Raw genomic sequence first — 22,725 nt, forward strand, 5'->3', positions numbered from 1 at the left:
GCAAAAAATGACCAGTAGAAGAACAATAAATTATGGCTTATCAAAGGATTCGTCAGCCGAAACTTTCTGATGTGATAGAGCAAGAGTTAGAACGGTTGATTGTGGAAGGAACATTAGCCCCAGGGCAGCAACTCCCTCCGGAGCGCGAGCTGGCAAAACAGTTCGAGGTTTCTCGTCCTTCGATACGTGAAGCGATACAGCGTTTAGAAGCAAAACGTTTATTGACGCGTCGCCAAGGTGGCGGAACCTTTGTCAGTGAACATATCTGGCAAAGTTTCTCTGATCCTCTGCTAAATTTATTGTCTAGTCATTCGGAAACACAGTTAGATTTACTGGAAGCACGCCATGCGTTGGAAGGTATTTCAGCTTATTTTGCCGCTTTGCGTGGTACCGATGAAGATTTTGCTCGTATTCAAACCAGTTTGGCGCGAATTAGCGAAGTTCAAGACTTGAAAGATACCGAAGCAGAAGCCAGCACGGTCATGGCCTTTTTGATAGCGATTACCGAAGCCACTCATAATGTGGTGCTGCTGCATATCGTTCGTAGCCTTGCGCCTTTGCTTGAGCAAAATATTTTGCAAAATTTTAAATTATTACGCCGCCGCCCCGAAGCGGAGGAGAAAGTAACTAAGCACCGAGCTAATATCGTGGATGCGATCGTTTCTGGTCAGCCAGAAAAAGCACGAGAAATGTCACACTCACATTTAGCTTATATCGAAGAAACATTGTTGGATTTGACCCGAGAAGAGTCTCGACGTGAACGTTCTCTCCGTCGCATCCAACAGGGTAATGAGCCGCAATAGCGGTCCATTGCGGTTCTAAATAAATCCAACCAACAGAAGGATAGATCGCCATGTCTGACATGAAGCATGACGTAGATGCACTGGAAACTCAGGAGTGGCTAGCTGCCCTGGAATCCGTGGTACGTGAAGAAGGCGTAGAGCGTGCGCAATTTTTACTAGAAGAAGTTCTAGAAAAAGCTCGTCTTGGTGGTGTAGATATGCCAACCGGTATCAACACTAATTACATCAATACGATCCCTGCAGCCCAAGAGCCCGCTTACCCTGGCGACACCACGATTGAAAAACGTATTCGTTCAATCATTCGTTGGAACGCGATCATGATTGTTCTTCGTGCTTCGAAGAAAGATCTTGATTTGGGTGGCCATATGGCTTCTTTCCAGTCTTCTGCCGCGTTTTATGAAACGTGCTTCAACCATTTCTTCCGTGCTCCTAACGAAAAAGATGGTGGTGACCTCGTTTATTATCAAGGTCATATTTCTCCAGGAATCTACGCGCGTGCCTTCGTTGAAGGTCGCCTGACTGCTGAACAATTGGACAACTTCCGTCAGGAAGTCGATGGCAAAGGTCTGCCTTCTTACCCACACCCGAAATTGATGCCTGAATTCTGGCAATTCCCGACCGTATCTATGGGTCTGGGTCCAATCGCCTCTATTTATCAAGCTCGTTTCCTTAAGTACCTAGATGGTCGTGGTCTTAAAGATACTTCTGAGCAACGCGTTTACGCTTTCCTTGGTGATGGTGAAATGGATGAGCCAGAATCACGCGGCGCAATCTCTTTTGCTGCTCGTGAAAAACTGGATAACCTATGTTTCCTTATCAACTGTAACTTGCAGCGTCTTGATGGCCCAGTGATGGGTAACGGCAAGATCATTCAAGAGCTAGAAGGCCTATTTAAAGGCGCTGGCTGGAATGTGGTTAAAGTGATTTGGGGTAACAACTGGGATGCACTATTAGCGAAAGACACCTCTGGTAAGTTACTGCAATTGATGAATGAAACCATCGATGGCGATTACCAAACGTTCAAAGCGAAAGATGGTGCTTACGTTCGTGAACACTTCTTTGGTAAATACCCAGAAACAGCGGCACTGGTTGCCGATATGACTGATGATGAGATTTTTGCTCTGAAACGTGGTGGTCATGAGCCATCAAAACTGTTCGCAGCGTTCAAGAATGCGCAAGAAACTAAAGGTCGTCCAACCGTTATCCTAGCGAAAACCGTTAAAGGTTATGGCATGGGTGAAGCGGCGGAAGGTAAAAACATTGCGCACCAAGTGAAGAAAATGGACATGACCCATGTTCTTGCGATGCGTAATCGTCTTGGTTTACAAGATCTTATCTCAGATGAAGCGATCAACGATTTACCTTACTTAACGCTTGAAGAAGGTTCAAAAGAGTACGAGTACTTGCATGCGCGTCGTAAAGCCTTACATGGTTATACACCACAGCGTTTGCCTAACTTTACTCAGCCTTTAGTTATTCCTGAGTTAGAAGAATTCAAACCGCTACTTGAAGAGCAAAAGCGTGATATCTCTTCGACCATGGCGTTTGTACGTACGTTGAATATTCTTCTGAAAGACAAGAATATTGCCAAAAACATCGTACCGATCATTGCTGATGAAGCGCGTACCTTTGGTATGGAAGGTCTGTTCCGTCAAATCGGTATTTACAACCCGCATGGTCAGAACTACACCCCACAAGATCGTGATATCGTTTCTTACTACAAAGAAGCGACGTCAGGCCAGGTATTGCAAGAAGGCATCAACGAGCTAGGCGCAATGTCGTCATGGGTATCAGCGGCGACCTCTTACAGCACTAACGATCTACCGATGATCCCGTTCTATATTTACTACTCGATGTTTGGTTTCCAACGCGTTGGTGATATGGCATGGATGGCGGGCGACCAACAAGCTCGTGGCTTCCTATTGGGCGCAACGGCGGGTCGTACTACGCTAAATGGTGAAGGTCTACAGCATGAAGATGGCCACTCACACATCCTAGCGAGCACAGTACCAAACTGTATCTCTTATGACCCAACCTTCGCTTATGAAGTGGCGGTGATCATTCAAGACGGTATTCGTCGTATGTATGGTGACCAAGAGAACGTGTTCTACTACTTGACGCTAATGAACGAAAACTACGCAATGCCAGCAATGCCTGAAGGCGCTGAAGAAGGCATCCGTAAAGGTATCTACAAGCTAGAAACCTACACAGGTTCAAAAGCGAAAGTTCAGTTGATGAGCTCTGGCACGATCATGAATGAAGTGCGCAAAGCCGCGCAAATTCTGAGTGATGATTATGGCGTTGCTTCGGATGTTTACTCGGTGACTTCATTTAACGAATTAGCTCGTGATGGTCAAGCGTGTGAGCGTGATGCAATGCTTCATCCTGAAGCGGAAGCCAAAGTACCTTATATCGCACAAGTGATGGGTACAGAGCCTGCGATTGCTGCGACTGACTACATGAAAAACTATGCGGAGCAAGTACGTGCTTACGTTCCTGCGGAGTCTTATAAAGTATTAGGTACAGATGGCTTTGGTCGTTCAGACAGCCGTGAAAACCTTCGCCGTCACTTTGAAGTGAATGCAGGTTATGTTGTGGTTGCAGCACTAAGCGAACTGGCCAAACGTGGTGAAGTTGAGAAATCGGTAGTGGTTGAAGCTATCAAGAAATTTGATATCGACACCGAAAAAACTAACCCGCTATACGCTTAATTGAAGGTAGGAAAGAATAATGGCAATCGAAATTAATGTACCGGATATCGGTGCCGATGAGGTTGAAGTTACTGAGATTCTTGTCAGCGTTGGCGACAAGGTTGAAGAAGATCAATCGCTTCTCACTGTTGAAGGTGATAAAGCCTCAATGGAAGTTCCTGCATCTCAAGCAGGTATTGTTAAAGAGATCAAAGTGACTGTCGGCGACAAAGTAACGACCGGCTCTTTGATCATGGTGTTTGAAGCTGAAGGTGCCGCTGCAGCGGCTCCTGTGGCTGAGGCTCCTGTTGCTGCTGCGGCCGCCGCTCCTGCCGCTACTGAACTGAAAGAAGTTCAAGTACCGGATATTGGTAGCGATGAAGTTGAGGTGACTGAAATTATGGTTGCCATCGGCGACGTGGTAACAGAAGAGCAATCGTTGATCACCGTTGAAGGCGATAAAGCCTCAATGGAAGTACCCGCGCCTTTCGCTGGTACAGTGAAAGAAATCAAAATTGCCTCTGGTGACAAAGTGACTACGGGTTCTTTGATCATGGTCTTTGAAGTAGCTGGTTCTGGTACTTCGGCTCCAGCGCCTGTTGCTCAAGCTAGCGCTCCAGCAGCTCCGGCTGTAGCAGCAGATAAAGACGTTCAAGTGCCAGATATCGGTGGCGATGAAGTTGAAGTGACCGAAATCATGGTTGCGGTTGGCGACATGGTTGAAGAAGAGCAATCGTTGATTACTGTTGAAGGCGATAAAGCCTCGATGGAAGTTCCTGCACCTTTTGCTGGTAAAGTGAAAGCGATTAAAGTCGCTGCGGGTGACAAAGTTTCTACTGGCTCACTGATCATGGTGTTTGAAGTGGCTGGCGCAGCTCCTGCGCAAGTGGCGGTTGCTGCTCCTGTACAAGCTTCAGCACCAAGCGCTGCCGCTGCTGCACCAGTAGCACAAGCGAGTGCTGCTACGACAGCTGATTTCCAAGAGAATCATGAATACGCTCATGCCTCTCCAGTGGTTCGTCGTCTCGCTCGTGAGTTCGGTGTTAACCTGTCTAAAGTGAAAGGATCTGGTCGTAAGAGCCGTATCTTAAAAGAAGACGTACAAAACTACGTTAAAGAAGCGCTAAAGCGTCTTGAATCTGGATCCGCGGCGGTCGCTTCTGGTAAAGGTGATGGCGCGGCACTTGGTCTGCTTCCTTGGCCAAAAGTGGACTTTAGCAAGTTTGGTGAAACCGAAGTTCAACCACTTTCTCGCATTAAGAAGATCTCTGGTGCTAACTTGCACCGTAACTGGGTAATGATCCCACACGTTACCCAATGGGATAACGCGGACATCACTGAGTTAGAGAATTTCCGTAAAGAGCAAAACGCTATCGAAGCGAAGAAAGACACTGGCATGAAGATCACCCCACTGGTGTTCATCATGAAAGCGGTCGCTAAAGCGCTAGAAGCCTTCCCTGCATTTAACTCTTCATTGTCTGAAGATGGCGAAAGCTTGATTCTCAAGAAGTACGTTAACGTGGGTATTGCGGTAGATACCCCGAATGGTCTAGTGGTACCTGTATTTAAAGATGTTAATAAAAAAGGCATCTACGAGCTTTCAGCTGAGCTGGCTGAAGTCTCGAAAAAAGCGCGTGCCGGTAAACTGACCGCTGCTGATATGCAAGGTGGCTGCTTTACTATCTCTAGCCTAGGTGGTATTGGTGGTACGGCATTTACGCCGATCGTCAATGCACCAGAAGTGGGTATTCTTGGTGTATCTAAGTCGGAAATTAAGCCAGTGTGGAACGGTAAAGAATTTGCTCCACGCTTACAGCTTCCATTGTCACTGTCTTACGATCACCGAGTGATCGACGGTGCAGAAGGTGCACGCTTTATTACGTACTTGAATGGCTGCCTAAGCGATATTCGTCGTTTAGTATTATAAGCAGTTAGCGAGTGAAGGCGGCTTTTCAGCCGCCTTGATTCAACTATTATCTTGTAATTGGCTGATATAGTGTTTTTTATTCAGCGAATTGTCGTCTAGCTCACAGGCTAAATGGATTTACTTTTCACACCATTAACATCTCTGTAAACTGTTGCGGTCTGAAAAATAATCGTTTTAAACCATTATGTTTGATTAAATTCTTTATTATCAAGCAAGATAGAACCCTCCACTCAGCCTGTTAGGGATATTGACTATAAGAGGTCGAAATGAGCAAAGAAATTAAAGCCCAAGTTGTTGTACTGGGCGCAGGTCCTGCCGGTTACTCCGCGGCTTTCCGTTGTGCGGATTTAGGTCTTGAAACCGTACTCGTTGAACGTTATAGCACCCTTGGTGGTGTTTGTTTGAATGTCGGCTGTATCCCATCAAAAGCGCTACTCCACGTTGCTAAAGTGATTGAAGAAGCGAAAGCGCTCGCTGATCACGGCATTGTATTCGGTGAACCACAAACCGATATTGATAAAGTTCGTTTATGGAAAGAAAAAGTCATTAACCAGCTAACGGGCGGTCTTGGCGGTATGGCTAAGATGCGTAAAGTAACCGTGGTGAATGGCTTTGGTAAATTTACCGGTCCGAATACGCTTGAAGTCGATGGTGAAGAAGGTAAGACACTGGTTAACTTCGATAATGCGATCGTAGCTGCCGGATCTCGTCCAATTAAATTGCCGTTTATTCCTCATGAAGATCCTCGCATTTGGGATTCAACCGATGCACTAGAGCTAAGAGAAGTTCCAGGGAAACTGCTTATTATGGGTGGTGGTATCATCGGTCTTGAGATGGCAACGGTTTACCACTCTCTCGGTTCTAAGATCGACGTTGTTGAGATGTTCGATCAAGTGATTCCTGCGGCAGATAAAGATGTTGTGAAGGTGTATACCAAACGCATTCAGAACAAATTTAACTTGATGCTCGAAACCAAAGTGACCGCTGTAGAAGCTAAAGAAGATGGTATCTACGTGTCAATGGAAGGTAAGAAAGCACCAGCAGAAGCTGAACGTTATGATGCGGTCTTAGTTGCTATCGGTCGTGTGCCAAATGGTAAACTGATGGACGCTGAAAAAGCGGGTATTGAAGTTGATGAGCGTGGCTTTATCCATGTCGATAAGCAAATGCGTACCAATGTGCCACATATTTTTGCGATTGGTGACATTGTCGGTCAGCCAATGTTGGCACACAAAGGTGTCCATGAAGGCCATGTAGCTGCTGAAGTGATCTCTGGTAAGAAACACTACTTTGATCCAAAAGTGATTCCATCCATCGCGTATACCGAGCCAGAAGTTGCTTGGGTTGGTAAGACTGAGAAAGAAGCGAAAGCGGAAGGTCTTAACTACGAAGTCGCTACTTTCCCATGGGCTGCTTCAGGTCGTGCTATTGCTTCTGATTGTGCAGACGGTATGACTAAGCTTATCTTTGATAAAGAGACTCATCGTGTGATCGGTGGTGCGATTGTCGGTACCAATGGTGGTGAACTGCTTGGTGAAATTGGTTTAGCGATTGAAATGGGTTGTGATGCAGAAGATATCGCGCTCACGATTCACGCTCACCCAACGCTGCACGAGTCGGTTGGTCTTGCTGCTGAAGTGTTTGAAGGGACAATTACTGACCTGCCAAACGCGAAAGCCAAAAAGAAAAAGTAATTGATCGTTTTTGAATAATAAAAGCCGCTGAATGATTCAGCGGCTTTTTGCTATCTTTTGAAGTTAACGGGATTCGATCCTCCCGTTATTCAAGATACAGCTGACTAGATAGCTACTGCGCGATCGCCTTGATAGATACAGAGCATATTTAAATAGTTATTAACCAGTTTCTGCATATCGGCCTCATCACGCGCTCGATTGGCTTGAACGAACAGCGAGTAGCAGATGCCGTGAAACAGGGTAGCAAGATCTTCAGGGTTATGTTTGCTACATACTTCTGAGCGCTCAATCGCTTTTGAAAAGACATTTTTCACTAGCAGTTGATTGGTACGATTACTCGACATAAAGAGTGGCCATACTTCATCACGCGTAGAGGCGCTCCACTCAAACCACACTTTTAACCAGTGACAATCGTCGATAGCCAAACTCACCATACCCGACGCGATATTGTGCATATTTTGCTTTGCATGCAAATCGAGATCGATATGGTCAGTTAAGAAATTAGAGAACTCACGCACCACAAAAGTGAGAACGTCATCGACGAGATCTTCACGGGTCGGGAAGTAATTGAATACCGTGGCTACTGAGACCTGAGCGATCTCAGCAATGTCAGCATGGCCGCCACGACCAATACCTCGTTTCGCGAAGACTTCTAGCGCGATTTCCATGAGTTGCTGTTTACGTTTTTGTGGAGATAGCCTTGTTCTAGGGCGTTTCTCAATAGATGCGTCCATAGTTGTTTTCCTTGCCAATTGACTGAGTTGTTGCGTATTTAGTTACGCTAATGATTTTTTTATAATTTGTTTAAAAAACCGTATGAGTGTAATGGTGCATATGTTTCAGGTCAATACGTTGTGGGTAAAAAGTGCGCTTTGTTATGAAATGACTTGTCCTTCAATGAGTTTTATTGATGGTTTAGCGAATGATGTTCATCATTCTGATATTAATAGGCGAGGGAAAACAGAGCGTTAAAGAGGGTAGGTGTTTTAGTCGGGTAATTATGCGCAGTAAGGTGGTGAAAGGTTAACACCCCGCGTCGGCGATGTTATTATACCTACCGAACCAACCTGCGATAGGCTGCACACTGGTGTCGAATGTCGCTCTAACCCATGAGATAGGTATGAAACATACAGTAGAAGTGATGATTTCTGAGCACGATGTTCAGCAACGCATTCGTGAATTAGGTAAACAGATTACTGAGCATTACCAAGAGAGTGAAGATTTAGTCTTGGTTGGATTATTGCGTGGCTCATTTGTGTTTATGGCCGACTTAGCTCGTGCGATTGATAAAATTCATCACGTCGATTTTATGACAGCATCAAGTTACGGCAATAGCATGCAAAGTTCGCGTGATGTACGAATTTTGAAAGATCTGGATGATGACATCAAAGGCAAAGACGTTTTACTGGTTGAAGATATTATCGATACTGGCAATACTCTAACCAAGGTTAAGGAGTTTTTAGCGCTACGTGAGCCTAACTCCATCAATATTTGTACTCTATTAGATAAGCCTTCACGCCGTGAAGTTCATGTCGATGTTCAATGGGTTGGTTTTGAAATTCCTGATGAATTTGTGGTCGGTGTCGGTATTGATTATGCACAGAAGTACCGTCATTTGCCTTACATTGGTAAAGTCGTGCCGCAAGAGTAAGATCAATCTTCACCTAAAAGTATGCCCACCATCATGTGGGCATTACCTCATCGCTTAAAGCGCATCCTAGCTATGATTTAACGACACAATAGCTGATGTTGTGGATTAAGGATCTTCTCCATCGCTTTATGATAGCTTCCGTCAACCAGTTCTTGAGAATCGCAGCGTAGACCTAAATACTCAAGCTTTCCATCTTCAATACCATAGACCATACCATGCAGCTCAACGTCTTGACCACGTAACCAAGCGGTTTGCATGATGGTGGAGTTACCTAGGTTGTAGACTTGCTCTGCGACGTTAATTTCTGCCAGTTTGTCTGAGCGATCTTTCTCTGGCATCTGCTCTAAATAGTGACGATGCTTAAAGTACAAATCGCGAATATGCAGCAGCCAGTTATTGATTAGGCCTAATTGAGGATTATCGATCGCTGCCGTCACACCGCCACAGCCGTAATGACCACAGACAATAATGTGTTTCACTTTTAGTACATCGACCGCGTATTGCACAACCGACAGACAGTTAAGATCAGTATGAATCACTTGATTGGCGACATTACGATGAACAAACAGCTCTCCTGAGTACAATCCAGTTAAGCGTTCTGCTGGGACACGGCTATCCGAGCAACCAATCCATAAAAAATCGGGGTTCTGTCCTTTGGCTAACTTTGCGAAGTATTCTGGCCGTTCGGATTTGATTGACTCTGACCAACGAGAGTTATTTTCAAAAAGCTGTTTAAGTACTGGCATCTTCGTTCCCTTTATTAACTGAGCCAACTATACACAATGTGCTTACACGATTCTCTGATAAATTAGCAGATAGATTACTCATCTGAGCAGTTTATCATAGTGGTTTTTATGCAAAATAATCTTGTCCTCTACGGCTTATTTGAGGCAATGGTAGTGATAGGGGGATATTTTATTATTTCCTAATGTAAGGGGTTGAAAAAACGTCATCTCGCCAGCACATCTAGTGATGTTGTTATCGTCATAGCCTAGAGTCTGTAATTAATATGTATGCATTAGAAATTGATCAGTTGCGTAAAACCTATCAAGGTGGGTTTGAAGCATTGAAAGGCATTAGTTTAACGGTAAAAAAAGGCGATTTTTACGCGTTACTCGGGCCAAATGGGGCAGGTAAATCGACTACTATCGGTATTATTTCTTCTCTGGTGAACAAAACCTCAGGCCAAGTTAACGTATTTGGATATGATATCGATACTCATCTTGAACAGGCTAAGCAGTATTTGGGGTTGGTCCCGCAGGAGTTTAACTTTAACCCTTTTGAAACCGTAGAGCAGATTGTTATTCAGCAAGCGGGCTATTACGGCGTACCGAAGCGCTTAGCGAAAGAGCGAGCGAAAACTTATCTCAGCCAACTGGATTTATGGGATAAGCGCAAAGAGCGTGCTCGTAATCTCTCCGGCGGCATGAAACGGCGTTTAATGATTGCTCGAGCTTTGATGCATCAGCCACAACTGCTGATTTTAGATGAGCCAACGGCAGGGGTTGATATTGAGCTGCGTCGCTCGATGTGGGAGTTTTTAAAAAAAATTAATCAGCAGGGCATTACGATTATTCTGACTACTCACTATCTGGAAGAAGCGGAAATGCTCTGTCGTAATATTGGTATTATTCATCGTGGTGAGTTGATTGAAAACACCACCATGAAGGCACTGTTGGGTAAACTGAGTGTCGAGACGTTTATTCTCGATATCGATGATGAACAGAAAGTGCAACCGTTATCCCAAGTGATCTCTCAGCGCATGGTTGATGGATCTTTAGAAATTGAACTCGATAAAAGCCAAGGCTTAAATGCCGTTTTTCAACAGTTAACTCAACAAGGCGTTAGCGTACGTTCAATGCGTAATAAGGCCAACCGCTTAGAAGAGTTGTTTGTCACGATTGTGCGTGATTCGAATCGGGGGGATAACTAATGTACGCTATTTATTGGACGGCTTTTTGTAGTCTACTGCGCAAAGAAATTACTCGTTTTACTCGTATTTGGGTGCAAACGCTGGTGCCTCCCGTGATCACCATGAGCCTGTATTTTGTGATTTTCGGTAATTTGATCGGTTCACGCATTGGTCAGATGAATGGCTTTAGCTATATGGAATATATTGTCCCTGGTCTTATCATGATGTCGGTGATCACCAACTCTTATTCTAATGTGGCTTCGTCATTTTTTAGTGCTAAGTTTCAAAAGAATATTGAAGAGTTATTGGTTGCGCCAGTACCGAATTACGTGATCATTGCCGGTTACGTGATGGGGGGAGTGGTACGCGGTCTGTTGGTTGGTGCATTAGTGACGTTTGTTTCATTGTTTTTTGTCAACTTACAAATCGAACATTGGGGCATTATCTGTGCAACGGTTTTTCTGACATCGATTGTGTTTTCTTTAGGTGGATTAATTAACGCCGTTTTTGCGCGAACCTTTGATGATATTTCGATCATCCCGACATTTATTCTTACGCCATTGACGTATTTGGGCGGTGTTTTTTATTCAATCAGCTTATTACCGGACTTTTGGCAAGCGGTATCGAAAATTAACCCAATCGTCTATATGGTTAATGCATTCCGTTATGGTTTCTTAGGCGTTTCGGATGTTAATGTGGTGACTTCATTTAGCGTATTGGCGGTATTTATTATCGTCCTTTATTCGATTGCTCATTACTTAGTGAGTAAAGGTAAAGGATTACGCAGTTAATCACTATTATCGATGGGTATTGTCGATGGTTATCACCGATAGGTAAGCCACGAATAAAAAGGTCAACCTTTAGCAGGTTGACCTTTTTATTTAGAGAATCGCGCTCAATATACCGAGGGCAAAGGGTTACTCTTCTTCACTGCTACTTTTAGTATCAGCATTAAGTTCAACCACTTGATTGTCGATAAGTCTCACTTTACCTAAAAAAGCCGCCATTAAAATGACCGCTTGTTTACTCTCTGCACTGATCGGTAATAGGGTTTGCGCATCGCGAATAAACAGATTATCAGGCTCAATATCGGCCGCTCGTAATTGGTCAATCGCATCTTCAATGATCGAGGGATAATCATCTCGACCACCGCGGATGGTGCTGCTTATCCAACGCATCGTGCGGGCGAGTACGGGAGCTCGTTGACGCTCATCAATGGTTAATAAGTTATTGCGCGAACTCATCGCTAAACCATCCATTTCACGTACGGTAGCGACACCGACGATCTCAATGTCTAGACATAAGTCTTGAACCATTTGTCGAATGACGGCTAACTGCTGATAATCTTTTTCGCCAAAACAGGCGATGTTAGGCTGAACTATATTAAATAGCTTATTAACGACCGTCGCGACACCACGAAAGTGACCTGGACGGGACGCTCCTTCCAGCATCTGAGAAAGCCCTGGGACTTCAACAAAGGTTTGTTTATCCAGTCCATTGGGATAAATCGTCTCGGCAGTCGGAGTAAAGACCAACTCAACGCCTTCACTATTCAACTTACTAAGATCGTCATCTAAAGTGCGTGGGTAGTTATTGAGATCGTCGGCACGTTCGAACTGCATTGGGTTGACAAAAATGCTAACCACGACAACATCAGCCAATTCACGGGCTTTACGAACTAAGGTCAAATGACCTTCGTGTAAATTGCCCATGGTTGGCACAAAAGCCACTTGGCGACCATCACGCTTATACTGTTTTATCTGCTCGCGAAGAGCTGAAATATCAGCAAAAGTCTGCATGGATTACTCCTTTAGGCAATAGTATGTGCATCATCAGGAAACGCGCCGCTTAACACATCAGCCATATATTTGGCGACCGCTTGGCGCATATCTCCTGTCTCTGCGAGGAAATTTTTGGAAAATTTGGGCATATAATTGGCCGAGATACCGAACATGTCGTGCATTACTAAGATCTGTCCATCGGTGCTGTTACCAGCACCAATGCCAATCACCGGAACGTCAAGTAACTCAGTGATCCTTTTCGCCAATGCTGCGGGTACACACTCTAATACAATCAGTTGTGCCCCTGCGTCTTGTAAGGCGATCGCATCTTTCACCATACGATCAGCTTTGTCTTGTTCACGACCTTGTACTTTATAACCACCAAAAATATTGACTGATTGAGGGGTAAGCCCTAAATGAGCGCAGACTGGAACGGCGCGTTCAGTGAGCATTTTGACCGTCTCAACCAACCAGTCGCCGCCTTCAATCTTGACCATGTTGGCTCCAGCACGCATCAGCTGAGCGGCGTTCTCACACGCTTGCTCAGGTGTAGCGTAACTCATGAAGGGCATGTCTGCCATCAGTAGGCAATTTGGACTCCCGGCTCTCACACAGCGCGTGTGATAAGCAATATCGGCAATAGTCACTGGCAGCGTATCATTTTGCCCTTGCAGTACCATACCTAGAGAGTCACCGACCAGTAACACTGGCATTTCTTGGCTTTCAAACAATTGAGCAAAGCTCGCATCGTAGGCGGTTACCGTTGGAAATTTACGGCCTTGCTGTTTCCAGTTTATCAGGTCGTTAATGGTTATTTTTTTCATAGGATGTCCTTATACTCAGGTTGGCGAGTGCCAAATACTAAGTCCATTACGATCAACCTCTGAGAGTAGATCGCTCAGCTTAGTTCCATCAGGGAGAGATAAATCAGGGGCTATTTCATCTAGGGGGTAAAGTACGAATTCACGCACTTTCATACCGTAATGAGGTACCGTTAAGCGTGGTGAATCGATGATCTCATCGCCATAGAGAAGGATATCTAAATCGAGCGTTCTTGGCCCCCAGCGTTCAGCTTTACGCTCACGTCCTTGCTCTTGTTCGATAGCTTGAGTGCAATCTAGCAGAGCTAATGGACTGAGCTGAGTATCAATTACGACAACAGCATTGATGTATTCTGGCTGATCTTGGGGCCCCATTGGCGTACTACTGTACAGCGATGAGGCAGCAATAAACTGTGATTTCGGCAACTGTTTGAGTGCCTCAATCGCTTGTTTGGCTTGTAATATGGGCTTTGCTAAATTACTGCCTACCGCAATATAAGCGATGGTCATAGCGCTGTTTTTCCCTTAGGTTTGCGCTTACGAGTGGACGGTTTACGTCGACGAGTACTCGGGCCGTCACTATCCGCACTGTCTAAGTCGTTGACCATGGCTTGGCGCATATTACGACCCGCATTTTGGAATGTTTGCCACCATTTCGCGAGTTTTTGCACGTCGCCGCCTTCAATCTCACCACGCATTTCAAGGAAATCAAATCCAGCGCGGAACTTATTGAGCTCTAATAAGCGGAAGGCGCGTTTGCCGTTACGACGAGGTAAACGCAACTGCATCTGCCAAATTTCTCGAATGGTCGTGGTATGGCGACGTGGAATCGCAATCGACTTAACGACTTGGTCGAGAATATCGTTGCTTGCTTCCATCACCGCATCGTAAAAATTAAGCGCTTTGGATGCCATTAATTGTTCAGCGATCGTGACCATTGGATACCAAAGAAACGCGGCAAACATAAAGGCCGGATTGATGCGTTTACCTTCTTCGATACGTAAATCAGTAGAGTCAAGCACCAAATCAAGCATCTGCTCGGTTTGTGATGAGTAATCTTCCGTAAAGTATTCAGCAACCTGCGGGAATAACTGTTGGAACAGGTTGTACTCACGCATCAAATGATAGGTCTCTAAACCATGACCACTTTGCAGCATTTTCAGCGATTCTTCGTACAAGCGTGCCGAAGGGATTTCTTTTAATAGTGGAGCCAGCGTTTCAATCGGGGCGGCGGTATCTTCTTCGATATCAAAATCCAATTTAACGGCGAAACGAATCGCGCGCAGCATGCGCACCGGATCTTCACGATAGCGAGTTTGTGGATCGCCGATTAAGCGGATCAACTTATCATCGAGATCTTCAATACCACCAGCATAATCATGAATACTATAGTCAGCAATGTTGTAGTACATCGCATTGACCGTGAAATCACGGCGTTCAGCATCTTCATCGATGGTTCCATACACGTTATCACGCAACAGCATGCCCGCTTCTGACTGCGCTGCGATGTGTTGATTGATCTCTTGATGATGACCGCGGAAAGTGGCGACTTCAATCACGTCACGACCAAACATGATGTGTGCTAAACGAAAGCGGCGGCCAATCAGGCGACAGTTACGAAATAGCTGACGGATCTGCTCTGGGGTCGCATTGGTGGCAATATCAAAATCTTTTGGAGTATGGTTGAGCAATAAATCACGCACACCTCCTCCAACTAAATAAGCATCGAATCCGGCACCGTGTAAGCGGTACAAGACTTTTAAAGCATTTTCGCTAATCAACTGCCGAGAGATATTATGCTCTTGGCGAGTGATTACGTTGAGCGCAAGCTCTGGGTATACGCGAGGTTCGCGTGTTTCTAATTCATTATTATTCATGTGCATCTGACAATGATTGGTGTTGGCTATTCAAGCGTTGTGGTGCACCTGTTGTGGCTTAAATGGGCCGAATTGCGGCTAATAATAGCGTAGATAGCGCCGTTTGAGAATCACGGTGTGATCTTTGTCGCTTCAGGGAGCTGCGCGACTTGCCAATGTTGACTCCCCCAATGAATGATTTCGTCGAGCTGAGCATCGATAACTTCGTCCGGTATTGCAAAGCCTAAAAACTGCATCGCGCGAATCAACGTCGGTTTGGGATGTTCAATATCAATCGCTGGGGCGTGATTTTGTTTAGAGAGTTTATTCCCGTTACCATCCATCGCCAATGGTAAATGTAAGTAGTGAATCGGCTTTTGTTGTAAAGTGTGATACAGGCTAATTTGTCGCCCGGTTGGCTCAATCAAATCGGCACCACGGACCACTTCAGTGACGCCTTGTGCGATATCATCAATGACCACGGCGAGATTATAAGCAAATAAGCCATCACGACGTTTGATGATAAAATCTTCTTCCGCTAATGGCTTAGGAATGGTGATGTTACCTTGTTTTAGATCGGTAAATTGATAAGTCGGATAGTCCATGCGTAGACGAATCGCACAAGATTGGCGCGGATTGAGGAATACCCCTCGGCAAGTGCCAGTATAAAATCCACCGCTTTGCTTGATCTGTTGGCGAGTGCATTGGCAGCGATAAGCTTGCCCTGACTTAAGCCAAGCATCGATTTGGTCTTGATAGAGAGTGTGCCGCTGGCTTTGATAAACCACTTCACCATCCCATGTTAAGCCATAGGCTTCCAGTGTTTGTAAGATCGATTGTGCCGCGCCGGGCATTTCTCGTGGCGGGTCGAGATCTTCTATGCGCACCAGCCATTTCCCTTGCTGACTTTTGGCTTGAAAATAACTGCCCAACGCGGCAATCAGCGAACCAAAATGCAGTGGACCAGAAGGTGAGGGAGCAAAGCGACCGATGTAATTCATAGTGATAACAGTTAAATGTAGTAAAAAATACAGTCCGTTGAGTCGGAAATAGCTGCGGCAGAGTAACCGCGCTAGCTTGCAATAGTAAGCAAATCACCGCCAATAAAAAAGGAGCATGGTGCTCCTTTTTTATCATCAATCAGCGTTGCGACTGTGGTTAGCCCATCATCTGCTTTTCTTTGATTTCTGCCAGTGTCTTACAATCGATACACAAGTCTGCCGTTGGACGAGCTTCTAAACGGCGAATACCGATTTCAACACCGCAAGATTCACAGAAGCCGAAATCGTCTTCTTTGATCTTATCGAGCGTCTTTTCAATTTTTTTGATCAAGCGACGTTCACGATCACGGTTACGCAGTTCTAGGCTGAATTCTTCTTCCTGAGACGCGCGATCCACGGGATCGGGAAAGTTTGCTGCTTCATCCTGCATATGGTGAACGGTGCGACTGACTTCTTCCCTAAGCTGGTTACGCCAAGCTTCTAAAATTTTAGTAAAATGAGCGATCTGATCCGGCGACATATACTCTTCACCGGGTTTGGTCTGATACGGCTCAACACCTGCAATGGCTAGGGTGCCTAGCGTTTTCTTTTTGGATTCTGGCATACAGCATCTCCTACTAACACCTAGTCAACTGCGAGAGCAGTTAATTTGAGGCGGGTATCTATAGCAAAAAGAAGGGGCCGAGGCAAATACTCAATCGTAAACTTATCGTCAATGTGAAGGTGTCATCATTTTTTTACTGTGAAGGCACAAACTCGATTGGCGATACTAATTGGATTTCTCGTGGTGAAAGTTGCGCTTTATAGCACAGTACTTCGACACCGGCTTCTTGAGCCATGGTTAACAATTGTGAATAGTTCGCGTCAATATGGTGAGCGATAGAGACTTTTTCAATCCCTGAATGCAAAACAGTGAATAAAAGTACTGCTCTACTCCCATTTTTGGCCATTTCGGTCAGTTCACGTAAGTGTTTTTGTCCTCGTAAGGTTACCGCGTCTGGGAAATAACCTTGACCGACAGATGGCTTTCCTACGTGATGATTGAGAGAAGGATCATCAAGTAAGGTGACACTTTTCACTTCTACATAACAGTTTGGTAAATCTGGACCACTAAGCAAGAGATCAATTCGGCTATTTTCTTGGCCATATTTTACTTCGCTCTGTCGCTGAGGGTAGCCTTGTAGCTCCTTAATCGTCCCGTTTTCAATCGCTTCCAATGCCAATTGATTGGCTCGTAAGGTATTCACCACAATCTGTTGAGAGGAGAGGGTTTCGGTGAGTTCCCAACTGTGTGGATATTTACGCTTAGGATTGTCGGAGGTGGAATACCATACTCGACTGCCGGGTTGAGCACAGCCGGTCATTGCCCCTGTGTTGGCGCAGTGGATAGTCATGATTGAGCCATCGTTTAATTGGACATCGGCTAAAAAACGTTTGTAGCGTTTGATTAAGATGGCGCTGTGTAGCTCAGGGATAAATTGCATCCGATAACCAGTTTGATAAGGGAAAGGCTTATTTTATACGTTAAAAACAATCTAAAGGCACGTTGAGTGATTCGGATTGACCATCAATCATACTTATCGCGTCTGGCTTTTTACTGTTTGTAAAAGGTTTACTTTCGAGACACAACATAATGTACTGAAAGTAAGTTAGTTGGGTTTCACTACTGTTTTTATGTACAATACTGCGTTGCTTTTTGAGAAGGACGCTATTTTGTCAGCTTTACCTATCGATGCGGTTATTCCTGAATTACTTCGTGCTATCCAACAGCAAAATCAAGTGATCCTTAAAGCGCCTCCTGGGGCAGGAAAATCGACCCGTTTTCCGTTACAACTTTTGCAGGCTAATCTGATCGACGGCAAGATCATTATGCTGGAGCCGCGCAGACTGGCCGCGCGTAATATTGCCTATTATTTAGCACAGCAATTGGGTGAGTCGGTTGGCCAAACGGTGGGTTATCGAGTGCGTGGTGAGAGTCAGGTTAGTGCACAGACTCGCTTAGAAGTCGTCACTGAAGGGATCATGACGCGGATGATTCAGCACGATCCAGAGTTAAGTGGTGTCGATTTAGTGATCTTTGATGAATTTCACGAACGCAGTCTCCAAGCGGATACCGCCTTAGCGTTCAGTTTGGAAGTGCAAATGGCATTGCGTGATGACTTGAAAATTGTTGTTATGTCAGCAACTTTAGACAGCTCTGCATTACAAACGCTATTGCCTCGCGCTGGTTACCTTGAATCACAAGGACGCAGTTATCCCGTCACTGTTGACTATCGTCCGCTATCGGCCAATCAAACTTGGCAGGCGGTGATGGAGCAGCAGATCCGTGGCTTACTCACCCAGCACAGCGGATCGTTACTGGCATTTTTACCCAGTGCGGCCAGTATTGCTCAGTTACAACAGCGGCTCAGCGACTTGCCCAGCGAGATTAGCGTGCATGGCTTATTTGGTCAGATGCCTTTTGAGCAGCAACAACAAGCGCTGCTTCCTGCCAAGAGTGGTCAACGTAAAGTGGTATTAGCGACCAATATTGCCGAGACCTCATTAACCATTGAGGGCATTCGCTTAGTGGTTGATTCTGGGCTTGAGCGGCGAGCTCGTTTTGATTTGAAAACGGGTATTACTCGCCTAGAACAGGTCAGAATTAGTCAGTCTTCGGCTCAGCAAAGAGCCGGGCGTGCGGGGCGTTTAGAGCCTGGTTTGTGCGTGCGACTGTACAGTGAAGCGCAGTTGAAGCAGCAGCCATCCACACCACCACCAGAAATTTTACACAGTGATTTAGCCTCGCTGGCTTTAGAACTTGCCCAATGGGGAGCGCAATCAGCCAGTGATTTATTATGGTTGGATGTGCCTCCTCCATCGGCGCTTGAGCAAGCTCAAGCGTTGTTGGCTGATTTACAATTACTGGATACGCGGGGGCAACTGACTAGCGCAGGAAAACAAGCCCATCAATTAGGTGTTGAGCCTCGATTAGCAGCCATGCTCATTTGGGCGGCAGCTCAAAGCCCCGCTTATTTATCGACGGCTGTGGCATTAACGGCCTTATTGGAGGAGCCTGAACGGCAAGTATTGGATATTCAGCACAGTCTGCATCGTTGGCAGCAGCGGTTACACCGCCAATCTTCCCAATTGGATCAGCGAGCGAGCTCATTAGCGAGTCTATTAAGCTCTCGTTTTTGTCTTTCAGATGTGGATGAACGATTGCTGGCCAGTGTTGCCTATTTTGCGTTTCCTGATCGTTTAGCCCAGCAACGGGGGCGTCATGGGCAATATGTTTTAGCTAATGGTCATGGTGCCTTTACCTTTGATGATCATCCTCTTGCCAGTAGTCAATATTTGCTTGCGCTGGATTTGTTGCGTGGCCAGCAGCAAGCAAGTCAAATTTTTACGGCTCTGCAGGTTGATATTCAATCATTAGTTACCGATCACCGTGAGCGTCTTATCGAGCAGGAGTGGGTTGATTGGGATGATAAATCCCAGCGCTTTGTTGCGGAAAAGCAACAGCGATTCGGTAAGTTACTGATTGCTCGGCAAGTGCTTCCTGCCCCTGAATCTGAAAAAATCACCGAGGCTTTACTTAATTTTGTCCAGCGCCAAGGGCTTTCGGTATTACATTGGGATAGTGCTAGCCAAGAATGGCTTGCGCGGGTGCGCTGCGCTTGCCAATGGCTGCCGGAAGAGGCATGGCCTGATATGAGCGATGAAGGGTTATTGAATCATCTGGCAGATTGGTTAGCGCCTTATCTCATCGGTATTCGTTCTGGAAAGGCTTTGCAGCAAGTACCGATTATTGAAGCTCTGAATGCCTATTTAGCTTGGCCATTGAATCAGCAATTAGACGAATGGTTACCCACTCATCATCTTTTGCCAACGGGTACACGAAAAAAAATTCGTTATCAAGTTGGGTATGATCCGGTGTTGTCGGTGAGAATGCAGGAAGTCTTTGGTGAAAAAAGCTCGCCGTTGATAGCGAAAGGACGGATAGCCGTGGTAATGGAGTTGTTATCCCCCGCACAACGCCCCCTGCAGATCACCCGTGATTTAGCCAGTTTTTGGCAGGGCGCTTACCGCGATGTACAAAAAGAGATGAAAGGGCGATACCCAAAACATATTTGGCCGGATGATCCGGCTAACCACAGTGCGACGACAAAAACGAAACGACATCTAAACTCATGACCAATAAAAAAACTCCGCTTAAACGGCCAGCTTCGAAAAAAGTCGAGCCTACCAATAAAGCATCGAAAAAAACGGCTGCCAAAAGCCATTCTTCTTCAATGGCTCAACGGGCAACCTCTCCTTGGTGGCGACGATTGTGGGGTGTCGCTTGGAAGTGTGCACTCGCTTTATTAGCCGTGCTACTGTTTGCTGGGCTGTATCTAGATAGTGTGGTCAAACAGCGCTTTGAAGGCCAATTGTTTGATTTGCCTACCGTGATGTATGCCCGAGTATTGACTCTGCAACCAGGCGATAGCATTACCTTAGCCGAGGTGCGTAATGAATTGGATATCTTAAATTATCGCAAAGTGAGTCAACCTCGTTTGGCTGGCGAGTATTCGTCTTCGGCGACGCGTATTGAGTTAATTCGTCGTCCCTTTGAATTCGCTGATGGACCAGAGGCGGATCGGCACGTGATGCTGACATTTGATCAAAACGGTTTACAACAGATCCAATCTTTAGAAGCGCGCCAAGGTCAGCTCGGTTTTTTTCGTTTAGATCCGAAAATGCTCGGCATGTTAGAACGTAATGCGTTAGAGCAACGTTTATTCCTACGTCGTGAGCAGTTTCCCGAAGTGATGGTTGATGCCTTGCTTGCCACGGAGGATCGCTATTTTTATCAGCATGACGGTATCTCTCCGTGGTCGATTGCACGTGCGATGCTTGCCAACCTTAAAGCGGGAAGAACGGTGCAGGGCGGCAGTACCTTAACTCAGCAGCTAGCGAAAAATATCTTTTTATCCAGTGACCGCACCTTATGGCGAAAAGTTCGTGAAGCTTATTTAGCGCTGATCATTGATTATCGCTACAGCAAAGACCGGATCCTTGAAGCTTACCTCAACGAAGTGTACCTTGGACAAAATGGTCGCGAAGCGATTCATGGTTTTGGATTAGCGTCGCGGTTGTATTTTGGTCAGCCTCTGCAAGAGTTACGCATTGATCAACTGGCTTTATTGGTCGGTATGGTTAAAGGGCCGTCTTTTTATCATCCAGTACGTTTTCCTGAGCGCGCGCGTGAGCGACGTGATCTGGTACTGAGATTAATGATGGATCAAAATATTCTCAACGCTCAACAATACCAACAAGCGATAGCCAGGCCATTGGATGTGCAGCCACAACCAAGAATCGCCAGTCGGCAACCCGCTTATTTCCAGCAAGTTTCGATTGAATTAAGATCGCAATTGGCAGAACGTTTTCAAGCGGATCAAGGGTTGCGAGTGTTTACTTCGCTTGATCCGGTATCGCAAGCCAAGCTGGAGCAAGCCATTGCCGAGCAAGTACCAGTATTAGCCAAGCAAGCAGGTAATGAATTAGAGGCTGCGGCGATTGCTGTCGATCGGACCAGTGGTGAAATTCGTGCCATGGTCGGAGGTAAGCGCACAGGCTATGATGGTTTTAACCGCGCCCTTAATGCCAGTCGTCCGATTGGCTCATTAGTCAAACCAGCCGTGTACTTAACCGCGCTCGCGCAGCCTGAACGTTATCATTTGGCTACTACCTTAATTGATAAGCCAATCAGCCTAAAAGGCAGTGAGGGCAGTGTTTGGACTCCGCGCAATTTTGATCGTCAATACCGAGGTGATGTGCCTTTATATCAAGCGTTAGCCAAATCATTCAATGTGCCGACGGTGCAACTTGGTATGGCATTAGGCATTGATAACGTCTCAAAAACCTTGCAGCAATTGGGTGTCGATGGCCAAGAGATTCGTCCTGTACCAGCCATGTTACTAGGGGCATTTTCACTCACACCTTATCAGGTGGCGCAAATGTATCAAACCGTGACCAATTCCGGTAGAAAAGCGCCACTCTCTGCGCTACGTTCAGTGGTTGATTTACAAGGCAATGTGCTTTATCAATCGATCCCTAAGGTCTCGCAAGTCGTCGATGAACAAGCCGCATGGCTGACCACTTACGCCATGAAACAAGGCGTTCAGCAAGGTACGGGGCGATACCTCACGAATCAGTTTGCTTGGGCGGCATTAGCTGGAAAAACGGGCACCAGTAGTGATCGGCGTGATAGCTGGTTTGTCGGTGTTGATGGCCGTGAAGTGACCACCATTTGGCTTGGACGCGATGATAACCAACCGACACAATTAACCGGAGCGAGTGGTGCACTGCGCGTCTATGCCGAATATTTACGTCAGCGCACGCCTGAAGTCTTATCATTGCCGTGGCCAAATGGGATTACGATGATGGGCTTTAAACCTACCGCCTCTGGCGCCTTACAAGTTGATTGCGGCAGTGAATTTACCTTGCCAGTTTGGGATCGAACCGGTGAAATGAAGAAACAGTGTGAGAACCGCCCCCAAGAGTGGTTAAAAAATCTCTTTCGGTGGTAATCTATAATCTCGCTTATTTATAGTGGCTTGATTTT

18 protein-coding genes are annotated in these 22,725 nt (G+C 45.9%); 9 read left to right on the forward strand and 9 right to left on the reverse strand.

Going from position 1 to position 22,725, the window contains the following annotated elements:
- Positions 1-32: 32 nt before the first annotated feature.
- The 4 genes from pdhR to lpdA all read left to right on the forward strand — a co-directional run bounded on the left by pdhR (position 33) and on the right by lpdA (position 7,114).
- Positions 33-803 carry a pyruvate dehydrogenase complex transcriptional repressor PdhR gene (pdhR, locus tag FKN88_RS13710; RefSeq protein ID WP_004394247.1) on the forward strand — a complete coding sequence of 257 codons (771 nt, stop codon included), beginning with the start codon at positions 33-35 and terminating at the stop codon, positions 801-803.
- A gap of 50 nt (positions 804-853) precedes the next feature.
- Positions 854-3,514, forward strand: coding sequence for a pyruvate dehydrogenase (acetyl-transferring), homodimeric type (gene aceE / locus FKN88_RS13715; RefSeq protein ID WP_161426634.1), 2,661 nt, complete (start codon positions 854-856; stop codon positions 3,512-3,514).
- A 19-nt stretch (positions 3,515-3,533) separates the two neighbouring features.
- Positions 3,534-5,420: a pyruvate dehydrogenase complex dihydrolipoyllysine-residue acetyltransferase gene (gene aceF, locus FKN88_RS13720; RefSeq protein WP_154170170.1), complete on the forward strand. Its 1,887-nt coding sequence runs from the start codon at positions 3,534-3,536 to the stop codon at positions 5,418-5,420.
- Between the two features lie 266 nt (positions 5,421-5,686).
- The gene (gene lpdA, locus FKN88_RS13725; protein WP_004394244.1) at positions 5,687-7,114 is read left to right on the forward strand and encodes a dihydrolipoyl dehydrogenase; all 1,428 of its coding nucleotides are present in this window, start codon (positions 5,687-5,689) and stop codon (positions 7,112-7,114) included.
- Positions 7,115-7,218: 104 nt separating this feature from the next.
- Here lpdA and FKN88_RS13730 read toward each other — a convergent pair whose 3' ends face one another.
- On the reverse strand, positions 7,219-7,848 hold the full coding sequence (locus FKN88_RS13730; RefSeq protein WP_110167828.1) for a LuxR/HapR/OpaR family quorum-sensing transcriptional regulator: 630 nt from the start codon (positions 7,846-7,848) through the stop codon (positions 7,219-7,221).
- Positions 7,849-8,234: 386 nt separating this feature from the next.
- Here FKN88_RS13730 and hpt point away from each other — a divergent pair, with 386 nt between their 5' ends.
- Positions 8,235-8,765 (forward strand): hypoxanthine phosphoribosyltransferase, encoded by a 531-nt coding sequence (gene hpt / locus FKN88_RS13735; protein WP_004394241.1) that lies wholly within the window; start codon positions 8,235-8,237, stop codon positions 8,763-8,765.
- Between the two features lie 77 nt (positions 8,766-8,842).
- On the opposite strand, the gene can is transcribed toward hpt, so the two are convergent.
- A complete protein-coding gene (can, locus tag FKN88_RS13740; RefSeq protein ID WP_004394240.1) occupies positions 8,843-9,511 on the reverse strand; it encodes a carbonate dehydratase in 669 nt (222 codons plus the stop codon).
- 263 nt (positions 9,512-9,774) lie between these two features.
- Between can and FKN88_RS13745 the strand changes: the two genes are divergently transcribed.
- Both FKN88_RS13745 and FKN88_RS13750 read left to right on the forward strand, forming a co-directional pair.
- The gene (locus FKN88_RS13745; protein ID WP_154170172.1) at positions 9,775-10,698 is read left to right on the forward strand and encodes an ABC transporter ATP-binding protein; all 924 of its coding nucleotides are present in this window, start codon (positions 9,775-9,777) and stop codon (positions 10,696-10,698) included.
- The gene (locus FKN88_RS13750; protein WP_004394238.1) at positions 10,698-11,468 is read left to right on the forward strand and encodes an ABC transporter permease; all 771 of its coding nucleotides are present in this window, start codon (positions 10,698-10,700) and stop codon (positions 11,466-11,468) included. The genes FKN88_RS13745 and FKN88_RS13750 overlap by 1 nt, the downstream gene beginning before the upstream one ends.
- A 126-nt stretch (positions 11,469-11,594) precedes the next feature.
- Here the strand turns inward: FKN88_RS13750 and panC are convergent, their stop codons facing one another.
- From panC to sfsA, 7 genes are all read right to left on the reverse strand, one after another.
- A complete protein-coding gene (panC, locus tag FKN88_RS13755) occupies positions 11,595-12,476 on the reverse strand; it encodes a pantoate--beta-alanine ligase (RefSeq protein ID WP_154170174.1) in 882 nt (293 codons plus the stop codon).
- An 11-nt stretch (positions 12,477-12,487) separates the two neighbouring features.
- Entirely contained in the window at positions 12,488-13,282 is a 795-nt protein-coding gene (panB, locus tag FKN88_RS13760; protein WP_154170176.1) for a 3-methyl-2-oxobutanoate hydroxymethyltransferase, read from the reverse strand.
- Positions 13,283-13,297: 15 nt separating this feature from the next.
- Positions 13,298-13,789 carry a 2-amino-4-hydroxy-6-hydroxymethyldihydropteridine diphosphokinase gene (gene folK, locus FKN88_RS13765; protein ID WP_158138875.1) on the reverse strand — a complete coding sequence of 164 codons (492 nt, stop codon included), beginning with the start codon at positions 13,787-13,789 and terminating at the stop codon, positions 13,298-13,300.
- Positions 13,786-15,156 (reverse strand): polynucleotide adenylyltransferase PcnB, encoded by a 1,371-nt coding sequence (gene pcnB, locus FKN88_RS13770; RefSeq protein WP_115152524.1) that lies wholly within the window; start codon positions 15,154-15,156, stop codon positions 13,786-13,788. The genes folK and pcnB overlap by 4 nt, the downstream gene beginning before the upstream one ends.
- A gap of 110 nt (positions 15,157-15,266) precedes the next feature.
- Entirely contained in the window at positions 15,267-16,136 is an 870-nt protein-coding gene (gene gluQRS, locus FKN88_RS13775) for a tRNA glutamyl-Q(34) synthetase GluQRS (RefSeq protein ID WP_154170178.1), read from the reverse strand.
- A gap of 157 nt (positions 16,137-16,293) precedes the next feature.
- Positions 16,294-16,740: an RNA polymerase-binding protein DksA gene (dksA, locus tag FKN88_RS13780; RefSeq protein ID WP_072671411.1), complete on the reverse strand. Its 447-nt coding sequence runs from the start codon at positions 16,738-16,740 to the stop codon at positions 16,294-16,296.
- Positions 16,741-16,873: 133 nt separating this feature from the next.
- Entirely contained in the window at positions 16,874-17,620 is a 747-nt protein-coding gene (sfsA, locus tag FKN88_RS13785; protein WP_154170180.1) for a DNA/RNA nuclease SfsA, read from the reverse strand.
- 229 nt (positions 17,621-17,849) lie between these two features.
- On the opposite strand from sfsA, the gene hrpB reads away from it, so the two are divergent.
- The gene (gene hrpB, locus FKN88_RS13790) at positions 17,850-20,312 is read left to right on the forward strand and encodes an ATP-dependent helicase HrpB (RefSeq protein WP_306687552.1); all 2,463 of its coding nucleotides are present in this window, start codon (positions 17,850-17,852) and stop codon (positions 20,310-20,312) included.
- Positions 20,309-22,690, forward strand: a complete 2,382-nt coding sequence (mrcB, locus tag FKN88_RS13795) for a penicillin-binding protein 1B (protein ID WP_154170184.1) — start codon at positions 20,309-20,311, stop codon at positions 22,688-22,690. The genes hrpB and mrcB overlap by 4 nt, the downstream gene beginning before the upstream one ends.
- The last annotated feature ends 35 nt before the right edge of the window (positions 22,691-22,725 follow it).

The sequence above is a fragment of the Vibrio sp. 2017_1457_13 genome (genome assembly GCF_030851525.1).
Classification (GTDB): domain Bacteria; phylum Pseudomonadota; class Gammaproteobacteria; order Enterobacterales; family Vibrionaceae; genus Vibrio; species Vibrio metschnikovii.

Bases quoted from the DNA above. Each gene is read 5' to 3' on its own strand.
- aceF (WP_154170170.1), top strand. From the start codon at position 3,534: ATGGCAATCGAAATTAATGTACCGGATATCGGTGCCGATGAGGTTGAA.
- sfsA (WP_154170180.1), bottom strand. From the start codon at position 17,620: ATGCAATTTATCCCTGAGCTACACAGCGCCATCTTAATCAAACGCTAC.
- folK (WP_158138875.1), bottom strand. From the start codon at position 13,789: ATGACCATCGCTTATATTGCGGTAGGCAGTAATTTAGCAAAGCCCATA.
- pdhR (WP_004394247.1), top strand. From the start codon at position 33: ATGGCTTATCAAAGGATTCGTCAGCCGAAACTTTCTGATGTGATAGAG.
- mrcB (WP_154170184.1), top strand. From the start codon at position 20,309: ATGACCAATAAAAAAACTCCGCTTAAACGGCCAGCTTCGAAAAAAGTC.
- FKN88_RS13730 (WP_110167828.1), bottom strand. From the start codon at position 7,848: ATGGACGCATCTATTGAGAAACGCCCTAGAACAAGGCTATCTCCACAA.
- dksA (WP_072671411.1), bottom strand. From the start codon at position 16,740: ATGCCAGAATCCAAAAAGAAAACGCTAGGCACCCTAGCCATTGCAGGT.
- FKN88_RS13745 (WP_154170172.1), top strand. From the start codon at position 9,775: ATGTATGCATTAGAAATTGATCAGTTGCGTAAAACCTATCAAGGTGGG.
- pcnB (WP_115152524.1), bottom strand. From the start codon at position 15,156: ATGAATAATAATGAATTAGAAACACGCGAACCTCGCGTATACCCAGAG.
- can (WP_004394240.1), bottom strand. From the start codon at position 9,511: ATGCCAGTACTTAAACAGCTTTTTGAAAATAACTCTCGTTGGTCAGAG.
- panB (WP_154170176.1), bottom strand. From the start codon at position 13,282: ATGAAAAAAATAACCATTAACGACCTGATAAACTGGAAACAGCAAGGC.
- hpt (WP_004394241.1), top strand. From the start codon at position 8,235: ATGAAACATACAGTAGAAGTGATGATTTCTGAGCACGATGTTCAGCAA.
- FKN88_RS13750 (WP_004394238.1), top strand. From the start codon at position 10,698: ATGTACGCTATTTATTGGACGGCTTTTTGTAGTCTACTGCGCAAAGAA.
- aceE (WP_161426634.1), top strand. From the start codon at position 854: ATGTCTGACATGAAGCATGACGTAGATGCACTGGAAACTCAGGAGTGG.
- panC (WP_154170174.1), bottom strand. From the start codon at position 12,476: ATGCAGACTTTTGCTGATATTTCAGCTCTTCGCGAGCAGATAAAACAG.
- gluQRS (WP_154170178.1), bottom strand. From the start codon at position 16,136: ATGAATTACATCGGTCGCTTTGCTCCCTCACCTTCTGGTCCACTGCAT.
- lpdA (WP_004394244.1), top strand. From the start codon at position 5,687: ATGAGCAAAGAAATTAAAGCCCAAGTTGTTGTACTGGGCGCAGGTCCT.